Source organism: Streptomyces sp. MJM8645 (assembly GCF_001625365.1).
Lineage (GTDB): Bacteria > Actinomycetota > Actinomycetes > Streptomycetales > Streptomycetaceae > Kitasatospora.
In genome coordinates this window covers 4885499-4899365 of sequence record NZ_LJJF01000001.1, presented here as the reverse complement: position 1 = coordinate 4899365, position 13867 = coordinate 4885499, and the positions used below count along the sequence as shown (strand labels likewise).

At 70.9% G+C, this 13867-nt stretch carries 17 protein-coding genes; 5 read left to right on the top strand and 12 right to left on the bottom strand.

Annotated elements, in window-relative coordinates; translation table 11 throughout:
- Positions 1–2: 2 nt before the first annotated feature.
- Entirely contained in the window at positions 3–770 is a 768-nt protein-coding gene (locus A6F73_RS21185) for a CDP-alcohol phosphatidyltransferase family protein (protein WP_063349245.1), read from the top strand.
- 31 nt (positions 771–801) lie between these two features.
- Here A6F73_RS21185 and A6F73_RS21180 read toward each other — a convergent pair whose 3' ends face one another.
- Entirely contained in the window at positions 802–1197 is a 396-nt protein-coding gene (locus A6F73_RS21180) for a helix-turn-helix domain-containing protein (RefSeq protein WP_079135859.1), read from the bottom strand.
- 175 nt (positions 1198–1372) lie between these two features.
- Between A6F73_RS21180 and A6F73_RS21175 the strand changes: the two genes are divergently transcribed.
- Complete coding sequence (locus A6F73_RS21175; RefSeq protein WP_063349244.1) at positions 1373–2362, top strand: zinc-binding dehydrogenase; 990 nt, start codon at positions 1373–1375, stop codon at positions 2360–2362.
- Positions 2363–2476: 114 nt separating this feature from the next.
- On the opposite strand, the gene A6F73_RS21170 is transcribed toward A6F73_RS21175, so the two are convergent.
- The 6 genes from A6F73_RS21170 to A6F73_RS21145 form a co-directional block, all read right to left on the bottom strand.
- Positions 2477–3304: a putative adhesin gene (locus A6F73_RS21170; RefSeq protein ID WP_063349243.1), complete on the bottom strand. Its 828-nt coding sequence runs from the start codon at positions 3302–3304 to the stop codon at positions 2477–2479.
- 137 nt (positions 3305–3441) lie between these two features.
- Positions 3442–4674: a PQQ-binding-like beta-propeller repeat protein gene (locus A6F73_RS21165; protein WP_063349242.1), complete on the bottom strand. Its 1233-nt coding sequence runs from the start codon at positions 4672–4674 to the stop codon at positions 3442–3444.
- 177 nt (positions 4675–4851) lie between these two features.
- Positions 4852–5982, bottom strand: coding sequence for a methyltransferase domain-containing protein (locus A6F73_RS21160; protein ID WP_063349241.1), 1131 nt, complete (start codon positions 5980–5982; stop codon positions 4852–4854).
- A gap of 254 nt (positions 5983–6236) precedes the next feature.
- Positions 6237–7085, bottom strand: a complete 849-nt coding sequence (locus tag A6F73_RS21155) for a helix-turn-helix transcriptional regulator (protein WP_063351379.1) — start codon at positions 7083–7085, stop codon at positions 6237–6239.
- A gap of 178 nt (positions 7086–7263) precedes the next feature.
- Positions 7264–7521, bottom strand: a complete 258-nt coding sequence (locus A6F73_RS21150; protein ID WP_063349240.1) for a hypothetical protein — start codon at positions 7519–7521, stop codon at positions 7264–7266.
- Positions 7518–7880, bottom strand: coding sequence for an ATP-binding protein (locus tag A6F73_RS21145; protein ID WP_063349239.1), 363 nt, complete (start codon positions 7878–7880; stop codon positions 7518–7520). The genes A6F73_RS21150 and A6F73_RS21145 overlap by 4 nt, the downstream gene beginning before the upstream one ends.
- A gap of 171 nt (positions 7881–8051) precedes the next feature.
- Here A6F73_RS21145 and A6F73_RS21140 point away from each other — a divergent pair, with 171 nt between their 5' ends.
- The 3 genes from A6F73_RS21140 to A6F73_RS21135 all read left to right on the top strand — a co-directional run bounded on the left by A6F73_RS21140 (position 8052) and on the right by A6F73_RS21135 (position 9764).
- Positions 8052–8909 (top strand): helix-turn-helix transcriptional regulator, encoded by an 858-nt coding sequence (locus tag A6F73_RS21140; RefSeq protein ID WP_079135858.1) that lies wholly within the window; start codon positions 8052–8054, stop codon positions 8907–8909.
- Positions 8910–8914: 5 nt separating this feature from the next.
- A complete protein-coding gene (locus tag A6F73_RS39470; protein WP_079135857.1) occupies positions 8915–9100 on the top strand; it encodes a DUF397 domain-containing protein in 186 nt (61 codons plus the stop codon).
- A 259-nt stretch (positions 9101–9359) separates the two neighbouring features.
- Positions 9360–9764: a hypothetical protein gene (locus A6F73_RS21135; RefSeq protein WP_107452925.1), complete on the top strand. Its 405-nt coding sequence runs from the start codon at positions 9360–9362 to the stop codon at positions 9762–9764.
- A 61-nt stretch (positions 9765–9825) separates the two neighbouring features.
- Here A6F73_RS21135 and A6F73_RS21130 read toward each other — a convergent pair whose 3' ends face one another.
- The 5 genes from A6F73_RS21130 to A6F73_RS21110 form a co-directional block, all read right to left on the bottom strand.
- On the bottom strand, positions 9826–10419 hold the full coding sequence (locus tag A6F73_RS21130; RefSeq protein WP_159398501.1) for a hypothetical protein: 594 nt from the start codon (positions 10417–10419) through the stop codon (positions 9826–9828).
- Positions 10420–10628: 209 nt separating this feature from the next.
- Complete coding sequence (locus A6F73_RS21125; protein ID WP_063349237.1) at positions 10629–11399, bottom strand: ABC transporter permease; 771 nt, start codon at positions 11397–11399, stop codon at positions 10629–10631.
- The gene (locus tag A6F73_RS21120; protein WP_063349236.1) at positions 11396–12322 is read right to left on the bottom strand and encodes an ATP-binding cassette domain-containing protein; all 927 of its coding nucleotides are present in this window, start codon (positions 12320–12322) and stop codon (positions 11396–11398) included. The genes A6F73_RS21125 and A6F73_RS21120 overlap by 4 nt, the downstream gene beginning before the upstream one ends.
- The gene (locus A6F73_RS21115) at positions 12322–13158 is read right to left on the bottom strand and encodes a DUF4097 family beta strand repeat-containing protein (protein WP_063349235.1); all 837 of its coding nucleotides are present in this window, start codon (positions 13156–13158) and stop codon (positions 12322–12324) included. The genes A6F73_RS21120 and A6F73_RS21115 overlap by 1 nt, the downstream gene beginning before the upstream one ends.
- A 132-nt stretch (positions 13159–13290) precedes the next feature.
- The gene (locus A6F73_RS21110) at positions 13291–13866 is read right to left on the bottom strand and encodes a YlcI/YnfO family protein (protein WP_063349234.1); all 576 of its coding nucleotides are present in this window, start codon (positions 13864–13866) and stop codon (positions 13291–13293) included.
- Position 13867 lies beyond the last annotated feature (1 nt).

The window sequence follows — 13867 nt, the reverse complement described above, 5'->3', positions numbered from 1 at the left end:
TCATGGTGGCTGCTCCGGCGCTCGCGGACTTGCGCGAGGTGTGCCAGCCGCAGGCCAAGCTGCAGAGCCGCAACGGTGAGCACTGGGCGGGACGGCTGTACATGCGCCGCATCTCGCTGCGCACGACCCGGCAGTTGGTGCGCACCTCGGTGTCGCCGAACACCCTCACCTGGGTGATGGTGGTCTGCGGGGTCGGCGGCGGGGCGGCCCTGCTGATCCCCGGTCTGACCGGCGCCGTGCTGGCGGCGGTGCTGTTCCAGCTGTTCCTGCTCTTCGACTGCGTCGACGGCGAAGTGGCGCGCTGGAAGCGCCAGTTCAGCATGGCCGGGGTCTACGTGGACCGGCTCGGCGCCTATCTGGCGGACGCGGCGCTGATGATCGGCGCGGGCGTGCGGGCGGCCCGGGGCGGGTCGGAGCTGTGGGTGTCGGTGGGCCTGGCGGCCGCGCTGGGCGTGGTGCTGCTCAAGGCCTCGACGGACCTGGTGGACGTGGCCCGGGCCCGCAGCGGGCAGGCCCCGGCGGACGAGGAGTCCACCCAGCCGCGCTCGCAGGGCATCGCGACCGCGCGCCGGCTCGCCTCGGTGTTCAAGATCCACCGGGTGACGAACGGCATCGAGGCCTCCCTGGTGCTGCTCGCGGCGGCCGTGGTGGACGCGGCGCTCGGCAACCTGGACGCGACGCGGGCGGCGGTCGCGGGGATCGCGGTGATCACCTGGGGCATGGTGGTGGCGCACCTGGCGTCGATCCTGTCCTCCTCGCGCCTGCGCTGAGCGGGCCGCGCCGCTGCGCGCGGGCGGCTGCCTACGCGCGGGTTTCGGCCCGCGCGTAGGTCTCGGCCTGCGTGTGGGGCTCGGCCTGTACGTCGGCTTCGGCCCGCGCGTGGGCGGCGAGGATGGTGTCGAGGAGGCCGGGGAAGCGCTGTTCCAGGTCGACGGCGCGCAGGGCGGAGAACTTGCGGTTGGCCTCCTCGCGCTGGTGGATCAGGCCGGACTCGCGCAGCACCTTGAAGTGGTGGCTGAGGGTGGAGGGGGCGACGTCCACCGGGAAGGTGCCGCAGGCCCGCTCGGGTTCGGCGCGCAGGATGCGCACGATGGTCATCCGGGTGGGGTCGGAGAGCGCGTGCAGGACGTCGAGCAGGTCGATCTCCCCGGTCGCGGGGTGGGTGAGCGCCGGCCGGCGCCGGGTGCTGCGGGGCATGATCCGACCTCTCTGATCTGCGTTTGACCTGCGCCCGATCCGCGTCTGATCCACTTCTGATCAACATCTGATCTGCGCCTGATCTGCGATGTTCGACAATCATCGAAACTGCGTGGTACCACTGCCCCACGTCAATTTCGCCGTTCGTCGAACATCGTAGTCGAGGGGGACCGACATGCGCGCACTGGTGATGACCGCACCCGGTGGGGCCGAGCACACGGAGATCCGGGAGGTCGAGGCCCCGAGCCCCGGCCCCGGCCAGGTGGCGGTCGACGTCGCCTACGCCGGGCTGAACTTCGTCGACGTGATGGGCCGCCGGGGCGACGCCGGCTACGTCACCGCCTGGCCGTACCGGCCGGGCAAGGAGGTGGCCGGCACCGTCCGGGCGGTCGGCGAGGGCGTCACCGGACTGGCGGTGGGCGACCGGGTGGCGGCCGCGCCCGTCGGCGGCGGCCTGGCCGAGGTGGTGCTCGCCGAGGCCGCGCTCACCGTGCCCGTCCCGGACGGGCTGGCGCTGCGCGAGGCCGCCGCCGCCCCGATGGGCCTGGCCACCGCCGTGCTGCTGCTCACCGACGCCGGCCGGCTCACCGCCGGGGACACCGTCCTGGTGCACTCGGCCGGCGGCGGGATCGGCCACGCCGTCGCCCAACTGGTCCCGCTGATCGGGGGTGGCGGTCGACTGATCGGCACGGTGGGCCGACCGGAGAAGGCGGCGGCCGCCGTCGCCTCCGGCTACGACCACGCCTTCGCCCGCGACGAGGCGCTGCCGGAGGCCGTCCGGGCCGCGACCGGCGGCCGGGGCGTCGACCTCGTGCTGGACCCGCTGGGCACCGAGGCCCTGGAGCTCGACCTCGAACTCACCGCGCCCAACGGCCGGATCGTCCTCTTCGGCAACGCGGGCGGCGGCGCCGTCGCCGACCTCCCGCCGCTCGGCCGCCTGATGGCCGGGAACCTCACCGTCACCGGCTTCAGCCACCGCGCCCTGGCCGCCACCGCCCCCGAGCGGCTGGCCCGAGCCATCCGCACGGTCCTCGACCTGCTCGCCGCCGGTGACCTCACGCTGCCGGTCACCGAAGTCCCCGGCCTGACCGCCGTCCCCGCCGCGCACGATGCCATGGCGGAGGGTCGGGCCACCGGCAAGTACGTGGTGCGCGTGGCCGGTTGAGCCCTGCCCCGGGCGGCGCCCCTTGCGCAGGAAGTCGGGTGGGCCGACTTCCTGCGCAGAGCGCGGAGCGCAGAGCCTGGAGCGCGGAGCCCGGAGCGTTGGAGGCCGGGCGGGTCAGGGGTTGTAGAGGCCGCCGGCCTCGCCGGGGTCGCCGGGGCCGTTGTAGCCCTGAGGACGGCCCTGGTTGCGCGTCCCGGGCCTGTTGGTCTCGACGAAGCGGCAGGCCGCGAAGTGCACGTCCCCCATGCCGGGCCGCAGGATGTCGCTCAGCAGCACGTCGCCGTCGAAAACGATCGAGCGGCCCGCGAGTTGGGGGTCGGTCAGCGTGGCGACGTTGATGACGGCGGCAGCCGGCGTCCCCGGGTCGAGTTCGACGTCGTACCCGCCGCCCACCGGGGTGGCGATCGCCGGGTTCCCCCGGATGGTGAGGCCGCTGGGGTAGGAGATGGTGTAGTTCTGCAGGCTCCGCCCGCCCACCACGGTGCGCGTGGCGCCGCGGTCCTGCCCCTGTTCCACGCTGCCGCCCCGGTTGGCGCCGTTCTCCACCTGCCCGCCCAGGTCGTCGGGGAGGACCATCCCGTGCTGCGTGTAGAAGTGCACCCTCGTCCCCGCGGGCACCCGGAAGGTGCCGTTCGCGGCCTCCCAGGCGCCGTGACCGCTGAGCACGAGACCGTCCGTACGCGCGGGCGCGGTGTTGTCGGCCTCCCAGTCGTCGTCAGGGTTCTGGTGATTGATCATGGGCCGGTTCTGGTCGGCCGCGCGCTGGATCTTGGTCGCGCGGAGCATCTGCACGACGGCCGCGTTGCCGTGGGTGCTCTGGAGGGCGAGCAGCGACTGGGCGGCGGCCTGCGCCCGGTTCGGGTTCCTGGTCGCCGACTCCGAAGTGCGGGCCGGCGTGCGGGCCTTGCCGGCGGCACCCTTGGTCCTGTCGTGGGCGTGCATCGTCCCCCTCTCGACTCGAAAGCTCACTCTCCTGGATATCGGTGGCGTCGGCCCGGGCGCCAGGTCCGTACGGGCAGTGCCCGCTGCCTGAAGGCGCACCGCGCGGTGCCCTGCCGCGCCGAGACCTCGCGCGGTGGTCAGGCCGCGGGTATGCCCGCCGCGTAGAGGCCTGCCCGGCTGCCGCGGTAGGCGACGCCGCCGAAGGCCGTCAGCGAAAGCCCGGTGTACTCGGTGCCGAACTTGGCCGGATCGTCCTGCCATTGAAGCCGGCCGGTGGCGAGGTCGAGGGTGTGCATCCGACCGTCGTTCAGCGCCACGTAGACCCGGCCGTCGGCGACGGCCATGGTGCTCATGCCCCGGCCCAGGCCGTCCGGCACCGAGGAGGTCCACCGGCTGCGGCCCGTACTCGCCTCCACGGCGACGACCCGGTCGTTGTCGAGGAGGCAGAGCGTCCCGTCGGCGACCGGGGCGGGCCGGACACCGGGGTGGCCGAGATCGTCACGCTGCCAGAGCACCCGGCCGGTCGCCGCGTCCAGGGCGGAGACGGTCGAGGCGGCGCCGGTCGAGGCAGAGGCGGTCGAAGTGGCGCCGGTCGAGGCAGAGGCGGTCGAGGCGGTCGAAGTGGCGCCGGTCGGGGCGGAGGCGGCGGAAGTGGACAGGTAGAGGACGCCCTCGTGGACCACGGGCCGGTCGACGAGCTTGCCGACGGCGGGCTGCTCCCAGCGCCGCTCACAGGTCTTCGCGTCGAAGGCGGAGATCCCGCCTGCGGGGGCGGCGAGGTACACGGTGCCGCCCGCGACCGCCGGCCCGCAGGCGGCCTCCAGCGGGCCGGCCCACCGGGCCTCGCCGGTCGCCGCGTCGTAGGAGTGGACGCGGCCGTCGCAGGTCACGAACACGTCCCCGCTGACGGTGGGGCCGTCCGTCCATCCGGACAGGTAGCCCCCCGGCGCGGGCACGGCCCATCGGACGGCTCCGGACGCGGCGTCCAGGGCGTGGACGTGGGAGTCGGTGGTCACGCAGACCAGTCCGTCACCTGCGGCGATCGGCCAGCCGAAGTTGCTGTCGGCGGGATTGTGCGAGGTGACCTTGGCGCTCCAGCGCGGGGTGCCGGTCCGCAGGTCGAGGGCGCTGACCGTGCCGTCGAAGTCCGCGACGTAGAGGTCGGGCTGCGGGGTGGCCGACAGGGCGACCCGGCTGCCGGTACCGGTCCGGCTCCAGACGCGGTGGCCGGTGTCGGCGTCCCGCCGCGCCCACCAGCCGATGCCCCCGACGGTGACGGCGGCCCCCGCCACACCGGCGACGCCCAGCAGCATGCGCCTGCGGCTGACGTGGGGGCGGACGGGATCGGTCTGCGATTCGTTCGAGGTCACACCGAAGGTGACCGTCTGCGCCCGCCGCCGGTTCCACCGCGCGGGCGAGCTTCACAAAAGGCGCCGAGAAGGGCGGCCAGGATGCGGCCGGGATTCTGAAGGCTGTGCGCAGGAAGTCGGACCGGCCGACTTCCTACGCGGGGACTCAGGTCAGTCGCTTGAAGCTTCGCGGCCGGGTCATCCGATCAGCTTGCCGGGCTCGTCGAGCCACACGTGCTGTTCACCGGTCGGCGTCATCGTCACGCCGAAGCGGGTGAGGTCCGATTCGCCGTCGGCCAGCCATCCCCGGCGGGCGCGGACGATCTCGTCCCACAGGCGGCGGGGCCCGGCCTGCTGGACGGCATCGGCGGCGCCCCAGTCGTGGTGGCGGACGGACGCCCAGGAGCCGACGCCGTCGGAGAGCTGCATGCGGTAGGTGCCGCCGGAGTCCGTGTCGTCCCAGGTGTGGTGATACCGAACGCCGGGCACCCGGAGGCCGATGGCGAACGCCACGTCCACGTTCTCCAGCGCCAGCTCCGGGTCGATCGGCGACGAGCCCCGGTGGATCGGCCGGTCGGTCGGTTCGGTCACCGGGTGGGGACGCTGGCTGCGGACCCACATGAAGCTGACGTTGTCCACGAACCTGCCGTGGGAGGGCTCCCCCGGACCGCCGACCACCAGGCGCAGGAGTCCGGCGTTGGCGTAGGGCGTGCCCCAGGGGGTGACGATCACGCCGCCGGGGCGGGTCTGTTCGAGCCAGGCGCGCGGCAGTCGGCGAACCGCCGCCGTGGAATGGACGCGATCGTAAGGCGCCCGGAGGGGCTGGCCTTCGAGGCCGTCGCCGGTCGAGCAACTGGGGTGGAAGCCTGCTGCGGTGAGTCGTCGGACCGCTGCGGCGGCGACCGCTCGATCGACCTCGACAGTGGTCACGTGGGCGTCGCCGAGCCTGGCGGAGAGGAGCGCGCTCGTCCATCCGGTGCCGGTGCCGATGTCGAGCACGGTGTTCCCGTCGACCACGTCCAGGTGCCGGAGCATTCTCGCGACGAGGGACGGCATGGAGGCCGAGGAGGTGGCGATGCCCGGCCCGGTATCGAGGCCGTCATCGATCTGGGTGACCACCACCTCGTCGGCGTTCACCAGGGCCCACCAGGCGTCCGGATGGTCGGCCCGGGTGATCAGGCCGTAGCCGGTCGGGCTGTCGCCGTCCGGGGCCCAGACGGAGTCCGGGACGAAGGAAGAGCGCGGGGCACGCTCGAACGCGCCCCGCCACCCCTCGCCCAGCGCCCCCGCCGATTCCATTCGGGTCAGCAACTGTGCGTATTCATCCATCAGTTGGCGCTCACTTCTTCGGCGGCTTCACGGGCTTGGTCCACTGGCCGTCGGACTCCTTCGGGGACTGCTTCTTGTCCCCGTCCTCGCCACCCTTGCCGTCTCCGTGCTCGCCCATTCCGGCTCCTCTCGATCGGTGCCGGTCATTCGGGTGCCGGCAAGGTCCTGTCCAGCACGGTAGAGGCCCAACCTTGCTGGCGTGAGCGGCATTTCTCCGCATTTCTCCTGTGCGCGACGAGGCTTCCGCAGGTTTCTCAGGTGGCTGCCAGTGCCAGCGTCGAGCGCGCACGGGCGATCAGCCGGTGTGCCGCGGGGCCGCACACCGCAGCATCGTGCAGCTTTCCCCAGACCTTCCGGTACAGCGCGATGTCGGCGGGTTCATCGAGCCACAGCTCAGCGTTCCACGTCTCGACGATCGCGAGCCTGTCGTCGTAGATCCAGAAACCGTGCTTGGGAATGACTGTCACCGGAGCCCCCAACGGAACGATCCCCACCTCAACCGTGTCGAGCCCCAGCAGGCCACCCAGCCGGTCGAGTTGAGCAGCCAGGATGTCGGGCGGACAGATCTGCACGTACAGTGCGGCCTCGGACATGATGAAGCGGAAGCGCTTCCCTCGCTGGTAGAGGGACTCCTGGCGCTTCAGCCGGGCACATACTCCTTCCTCGATGTCACGTGGCCCGTCGTCCAGATCGGTTGCGTGAGTCAGGACGTGGCGGGCGTATTCCGCGATCTGGAAAATGCCCGGGATGATGGCAGGTTCGTAGCCGGTGGTCACCGCCGCCTCCCGGCCGTGCCTGACTCCGGCTTCCTCGCGCACCCGGTGCCCGCCGGCCAGCACCCGCTTCCATCCCCGATAGCGGGACTCCAGGCCTTGCAGCCTGCCTTTCAACTCGGCAGCGACCTCCGGACGCCCCAACGCTTCGGCCCACGCCTGGAGATCTGCGGGAGTGGCCGTCTGCTTGCCGTTCTCCAGCTTCGAAATCTTCGACGCCGGCCAGCCCAGTCGTCCGGCGAGGTCGCGGCCGTTCACGCCCGCCTCGGTGCGCAACTCCCGTAGCCGCACACCGAGGGACAGCCGGGCCTGCTGAAAATCGGTGCTCACCACCCGGAGGCTACCTGCCGACTGAACTCGCACGTCGGAACCGCGAAGTGCCATGCGGCATCGCAGGCTTGGCATGCGGCAAGCACTGCGCGGGTGTCCTCGCGGACCTGGAGGTGACGAGCGCGGGTTTCGCAGAGGGCGCCGAGGAGGGCGGCCAGGAGGTTGAAGGTCAGGAGACCTAGCATCGGCGGCGGTCCCGCTCGCGCTTGTACTCGCGGAGGAGGGCGAGGAGGTTGATGAGGGTGCTCGCCGGGATGTTGCCGAGGGAGACGAGGGCGCGGCCGTTGAGGTTGGTCTCGCCGGGCTGGGCGGAGGGCCACAGGAGCCCGAACTCACGACCCTCGGTCCGGAGTTCGACGATCAGTCCGGTGATCTGGCGGGCCGTGAGGTGGTGCAGCGCCGGATCGGCCGGGTGGATGGGGTGGTGGGCGATCACGCGACACCGTCCAGCTCGAACCAAACGATTTTGCCCAGCTTCAGGGGGTCGACGCCCCAGCGGTGGGTGAGGCCGGCGACCAATTGGAGGCCCCGGCCGGACTCGGCGAGCGGGCAGGGCGTTCGCTGCTCGGGGAGGGTGGAGGAGCGGTCCGCGACGGTGACGCGGAGAGTATTCGAGAGGAAGTGGATGAGGACGACGGGGGAGGTCGTCTCACCGTGACGCCAGGCGTTGACGATCAGTTCGACGAGGGCGAGCTCGGCGTCCACGATGGAGGAGGGCGACCAGCCGACGCGGGTCATGCCGTCGCGGAGGGTGTCGCGAGCGAGGGTGAGGGAGGGGGAGTTGAGGTTACGCACGATGTCTCCCAGTGACGGAGATGGGTGCTCTTCAGTGCCCGAGCGGCGCTACTGACGATCCGTTCGGTGAGCGGTGCATCACAGACTGTAGGGCACGCGACGGTACATGTGCGACCACTTCTCACACATGTACCCACAGATGCGGCTGGACTCGATATGGCGCCCCGGTAGATGCTTGAGCACATGCCATCTACCCCAAGTGCACGCAGGCAGCGGGTTGGCATCGAGCTGAGGAAGATGCGCGATGCCGCCGGTACGAAGACAACTGAGGCGGCCGCTGTCCTCGGCGTGGACCGCACGAAGATCACGCTCATCGAGCAAGGGATCTACTCGGTGACTCCCGAGCGCGTGGTCGCCCTCGCTCACAAGTACGGAGAGACCGACCCCGAGTACGTTGCGGCACTTGCAGCGATGGCGGGCAACAAGGGCAAGGGGTGGTGGGAGGAGTACCGCGGATTCGTTCCGGTCGGGTTCCTCGACATCTGCGAGTTCGAGTACCACGCCAGGGGCTTGCACTCTTACCAGATCGCCCATCCCCCGGGGCCCATGCAGTCAGAGCGATTCTGCCGGGCGATCTTCCAGGATGCTCAGGTACCACTGACTCCTCGCGTCGTGGAGACTCGTGTTGAGAACCGCATGCGTCGATCCGAGACACTGATGGCAGAAGGCGCCCATCCATACGACGCAATCGTCCACGAGGCCGCTCTGCACATGCAGTTCGGAGGACGTGATACGGCTCGGGAACAACTGGGTTGGATGCTGGAGTTGTCCGAACTGCCACACGTCACGCTTCGAGTGGTCAGTTTCGCATCCAGAGGCTTCAAAGGATCTGGTCAAGGCATCTACTACTCTCATGGCCAGGTGTCCCGTCTTGACGCCGTCATGTACGACTCGGTCGATGGGCCAATCTTCCTCGACTCAACAGAACACCTGGAGAAGTACCACTCAATCATCGAGCAGATGACTGACAGATCTCTCTCGGTTGAAGACTCCCGCGATCTGATCGCGAAGATCAAGAAGGAGATATAAGACCGATGGAGAACCTTTCCTGGGCGAGGCCCGCTGCATGCTCCAATTCCGGCAACTGCCCGGAGGTGGCCGTCACCTCCGAAGCCGTCTACATCCGCAGCAGCCTGCTCCCCGACGCCATCGCCCAACTCACCCCCACCGAGTGGCGCGAGCTTCTCTCCGCCATCCGCGCCGGCGAGTTCGACGTCTGATCCACCACACAGGGCGGGCCGTTCGTCGAACGGCCCGCCCTGGCCGTCTCCCTTGAGACCCTTCCGCCCCCGCCGACCCTGCAGTCCGATAACCCCATCTTCACAAGACGGCCTGATCCCACCGCTCCCCAACCACTCCCGTACGACCATCGGTTTGCCGCCGAGGAGGGCCAGGGTAGTGCCGAGGAGTTCGCACTCCCACGGACTCCAAGTCCGGTGCGGGCACTGATGTTTAGACATTGCGAAGGGATCGATATCCATGAACAGGACCCTCCGGAACGCCCTCGTGGCAGTCGCCGCCGCCGGCGCCCTCGGCGCCGCCGCTGCCGCTCCCGCCATGGCCGCAGGCACCACGCCGGCCCAGCCGACGGCCCGGGTGCAGGCACAGCTCAGCAACCCGAAGACGGTCAAGGCCGACGACTTCAACAAGGCCCGCGACATCCTGATCAAGGCGGGCAGCAAGACGGCCGAGAAGACCCACCCGTCCCACGGCGTCAAGGACGTCCCCGTCTCCTACGGCACGAGCCTGCTCGCCGAGGCCCGCGACGAGTTCCGCGCGGCGGACAAGAACCTGCCCGAGAAGGACAAGCAGTCCGGCATGTCGCACGCCCACTACAAGGCCGTCCACGACGCGGCCAAGAAGATGGGCATCGACACCTGGTAACCCCGCCCGGGCCCTCGCGCGGCCTCCCCGCCGCGCGAGGGCCTACCGCCTCCCCCCAGCTCTACCGGGGCGTCGGGCCCTGCCGGCTCGGCCGGCCGTCCGGGTCGAGGGTGAACACCACGGTCTCGGTCCCCTTCACCCCGGTCACCGCGATCCGGTCCGGCCCGGACCAGTCGACCCTGCCGAACTCGCCGCCACGGATGTCCCATTCGCCCAGTTCCCAGTGCCGGGCGGACCAGCCGCTGCCGGTCAACAGCTCGACCCGGTAGATCGGGTCGATCGAGAAGGCGACGTCGGTCACGGTCAGCACGCGGTCCGGGCGCTCCGGGTGGCTCTTCCGGCTGACGGGCTGCCCGTCGCGGTCGAGCAGCAGCGACAGGAGCACGGCCAACCCCCCGAGGAAGACGAGCGACACCAGGGCGGCCGCGCAGCCGACCTGCGACCACCAGGTGCGGAACTCGAACTGGATCACCAGCGAGACCACGGCCAGCACGACGGTGGCTCCGAGCAGCGGCAGCGGGTGGTTGAGCCAGCGCTCGACCTCCACCAGCCCACCTGAGAACGAGGCCTGATAGCCCGGCAGATAAACCAGGAGCGCCGCCAGCGCCACACCTCTGAGCCACCACACGATCCGCTTGCGACGTGCCGCCGTCATGCGCCCCTCCCCAGGGTGAGCCTTTGCCCGGACTTTACTACCGGATGTCCGGCGGTTGAGGCTCCGGTCGGCTCCGGCCCAGGCCCGGGGCGTCCACCACTACCGGCCACGACTCAGGACCGGCCACGACGCGGTACCGGCCACGACGCCGAGAGGCCCGGGCGGACATCGCTGTCCTCCCGGGCCTCCCGCTACCGGCCGTACCCCCGTCACCGCCGGTAGAAGACGCTCCTCGACCAGAAGTAGCCGATCAGCGTCAGCCCGGTGCACCACGCCAGCGCGCTCCAGGCGCTGTTGCCGATCGGGGTGCCCATCAGCAGCCCCCGCAGGGTCTCGATGATCGGCGTGAACGGCTGGTACTCGGCGAACCACCGCAGGGCGGTCGGCATCGAGTCGGGTGGGACGATCGCGCTCCCGATGAAGGGCAGGAACTGTATCGGCATCGGCAGGTTGCTGGCGCTCTCCACCGTCTTGGCAACCAGCCCGATGCCCGCCGATATCCAGGTCAGCGCGACAGTGACGAACAGCAGCAGCCCGACGGCCGCCAGCCATTCCACCAGCCCGGCGTTGGGCCGGAAGCCCATCGCGAGGGCCGCGCCGACCACCAGGACCAGGCCGAGCATGGTCTGTATCACGCTGCCGACCACGTGCCCGGCCAGGAAGGCCGAGCGCGAGATCGCCATCGTGCGGAAGCGGTTGACGATGCCTTCCGTCATGTCGACGCAGACCCCGATCGCCGTGACCAGCGACCCCGAGGCCGCCGCCATCAGCAGGATGCCGGGCGTCACGTAGTCGATGTAGCTGCCGCCGCCGATGCCCGCGCCGAGCGCGCCGCCATAGGCGTAGTTGAACAGCAGCAGCATCATCACCGGCATGATCACGACTGCGAAGGTCAGGGACGGGTACCGCAGCGCGTGCTTGAGGTTGCGCCGCAGCATGGTCAGCGAGTCACTGACCGCGTAGCTCACCGAAGCGCTCATCGGACGCCCTCTCCCGTCAGCGTGAGGAACACGTCGTCCAGATCGGCCGTCTCCACGACCAGCGACTCGGCCCGGACCGAGGCGTTGTCGAGCGCGTCCAGCACCGCCTTCACGGTGACCACGGAGTTGTCCCCCGGGATGTCCAGCCGCAGCGCCTCGGTGTCGACCACCGCGTAGTCGAACAGTCCGGCGGCAGCCCCCAGTTGGGCCGCGTCCGCGAACTGGAGCCGGATCCGCCCGCCGGGGACGATCCGCTTCAGCTCGTCCGCCGTGCCCTCGGCGACGATCCGCCCGCCGTCCAGGACGGCGATCCGGTCGGCGAGTTCGTCGGCCTCCTCCAGGTACTGGGTGGTGAGGAAGATCGTCACCCCATGGTCGGCGACCAGCCCCCGGATGATCTCCCACATCGTCCGCCGACTGCGCGGGTCCAGCCCGGTGGTCGGCTCGTCGAGGAAGATCACCCGCGGATCGCCGACCAGCGTCATCGCCAGGTCGAGCTTGCGCCGCATGCCGCCGGAGAAGGTGACGACCGGCTTGCGCGCCGCCTCCGTGAGGTCGAACCGCCGCAGCAGATCCTCGGCCCGCCTCCGCCCCTCCCGACGGGGGAGGTGGTTGAGGTCCGCCATCAGCAGCAGGTTCTCCTCGGCGGTGAGCAGGTTGTCCACCGCCGAGAACTGGCCGGTGACACCGATCGCCGCCCGCACCCCGGAGGCCTGCTCGACCACGTCGTGCCCGGCCACCCGGGCCACCCCGCCGTCGGCCGGGATCAGGGTGGAGAGGATCTGCACGGTGGTGGTCTTGCCGGCGCCGTTCGGCCCGAGCAGGGCGAACACGCTGCCCGCCGGAATCTCCAGGTCGATGCCGTTCAGCACGGCCTTGTCGCCGTAGGACTTGGTCAGTCCGACTGCCGAGATCGCCGCCATCACGCCCTCCGGATCACGACGTCGCCGAGCTGGGTGCGGCCGCGGACCTCAACGGTCTCCCGAGCGTCGCCCGGACCCTGCGTCGCACCGAGGGCGTTGCGCACGGTGCCGACCTTGCTGTGCACGTCGAGCCAGGCGGCCGTACCCTCCGCGATGCCGACCTCCAAGTCCCCCAGGGAGGTCTGCATGGTGATCTGGCCGCGCACCACCCGGCCGATCCGGATCGGGCCGTGCGCCGTCTTGGCGTCCACCCCCGCGTGGGCGGTGCCGACCTCGATCCGGCCGAAGGAGGAGCTGGCCTTGAGCGCCCCGTGGACCTCGCGGACCTCCGTGTCGCCGTTGCTGTTCTTGACCGTCAGCGCGCCCCCGACCGTGCCGACCGCGACCCGGCCGAGCCCGGAGACCTCCGCGTCCCCGTCGACCGAGTCCACCCGGACCTCCCCGTGGTCGGTCTTGAGCCGCGCGCTCGCGGCCTGCTCGACCTGGATCCGGCCGAGCGAGGTCTTCAGCCGGCAGTCGCCGAGCGGGCCCTCGGCGACGAAGGTGGCCATCGGGGCGTCGGCGTTGACCTCGGAGCCCGCCGGCAGCTCGATCAGGATGTCGATCGAGCCGATCCGGCCGAACGGCGAGCGCTTCTTCGGGCCCTTGAGGGTGAACCGGCCGCCGGCGTAGTCGACCTGGGTCTGCTGGGCGGCCTTGACGTCCGCCTCCTCGGCGGGGTTGGCGGGCTTGACCTCGACCACGGTGTCGGTGCGCTTGCTCGCGCTGATCCGCACCGAGCCGATCTCGAATTCGAGGGTGGCGGAGATCGGTCCGTCGGTCTCGTACGTAGGCATGGCTGTCCCGTCCTCTTGACTCTGATGGGTGTTCCCGCTGGTCGGAGCGGGGGTGACGTCGTTGCGGATGGAGCGCGGATGGAGCGGATGGAGCGGGTCTGGCAGGCGGAGCGGATGGAGCGGGCGGAAGCGTTAGTGGACCCAGCCGGTGAAGCCCTGGCCGCCGCGGCGCGGGCGGACCGTCGGCTGGGGGGCCGGTGTGGCGGCCGGGCGGGCGGCCGGCTCGCCGGCCTCCAGCGCGCCGGCGACGGCCCGGACCAGCCAGGCGTTGAGGGAGAGGCCCTCCTGCCCGGCGGCCTCCTCCGCCCGGGCCTTGAGGTGGGCGGGCAGGCGCAGGTTGATCCGGGCGGTGCCCGTCTCGTCCGACTCCGGCACCACTGGCGGCGCCACTGGCACCACCGATGCCACCATCGGCGCCATCGGTGGCACCACGGGCGACACATCACCGTGGAAGGCGTCGGTGCCGGGCGGTACGGTGACCACGAACTCGGGATCGAGCCCGCGCAGCCGCACGTCCACCGAGCCGGGGGCGAGCTCGCGGGTCACTTCGCCCATCGCGGCCGAGAGCGCGTTGAGCAGGGTGAGCCGCACGGCCGAATCCAGCGGCAGCGTCAGCCGCTCGGCCAGCGCGCGGGCTTCGTCCCCGCCCGTGCCCGCGGCCACCGCGAGCTCGTTCCGAAGGTTTTCGACGTACGGCGTGAGGTCCATG

Bases quoted from the DNA above. Each gene is read 5' to 3' on its own strand.
- A6F73_RS39470 (WP_079135857.1), top strand. From the start codon at position 8,915: ATGGAGAACCTTTCCTGGGCGAGGCCCGCTGCATGCTCCAATTCCGGC.
- A6F73_RS21130 (WP_159398501.1), bottom strand. From the start codon at position 10,419: ATGACGGCGGCACGTCGCAAGCGGATCGTGTGGTGGCTCAGAGGTGTG.
- A6F73_RS21185 (WP_063349245.1), top strand. From the start codon at position 3: ATGGTGGCTGCTCCGGCGCTCGCGGACTTGCGCGAGGTGTGCCAGCCG.
- A6F73_RS21170 (WP_063349243.1), bottom strand. From the start codon at position 3,304: ATGCACGCCCACGACAGGACCAAGGGTGCCGCCGGCAAGGCCCGCACG.
- A6F73_RS21125 (WP_063349237.1), bottom strand. From the start codon at position 11,399: ATGAGCGCTTCGGTGAGCTACGCGGTCAGTGACTCGCTGACCATGCTG.
- A6F73_RS21115 (WP_063349235.1), bottom strand. From the start codon at position 13,158: ATGCCTACGTACGAGACCGACGGACCGATCTCCGCCACCCTCGAATTC.
- A6F73_RS21180 (WP_079135859.1), bottom strand. From the start codon at position 1,197: ATGCCCCGCAGCACCCGGCGCCGGCCGGCGCTCACCCACCCCGCGACC.
- A6F73_RS21140 (WP_079135858.1), top strand. From the start codon at position 8,052: ATGCTTGAGCACATGCCATCTACCCCAAGTGCACGCAGGCAGCGGGTT.
- A6F73_RS21175 (WP_063349244.1), top strand. From the start codon at position 1,373: ATGCGCGCACTGGTGATGACCGCACCCGGTGGGGCCGAGCACACGGAG.
- A6F73_RS21135 (WP_107452925.1), top strand. From the start codon at position 9,360: ATGAACAGGACCCTCCGGAACGCCCTCGTGGCAGTCGCCGCCGCCGGC.
- A6F73_RS21120 (WP_063349236.1), bottom strand. From the start codon at position 12,322: ATGGCGGCGATCTCGGCAGTCGGACTGACCAAGTCCTACGGCGACAAG.
- A6F73_RS21160 (WP_063349241.1), bottom strand. From the start codon at position 5,982: ATGGATGAATACGCACAGTTGCTGACCCGAATGGAATCGGCGGGGGCG.
- A6F73_RS21110 (WP_063349234.1), bottom strand. From the start codon at position 13,866: ATGGACCTCACGCCGTACGTCGAAAACCTTCGGAACGAGCTCGCGGTG.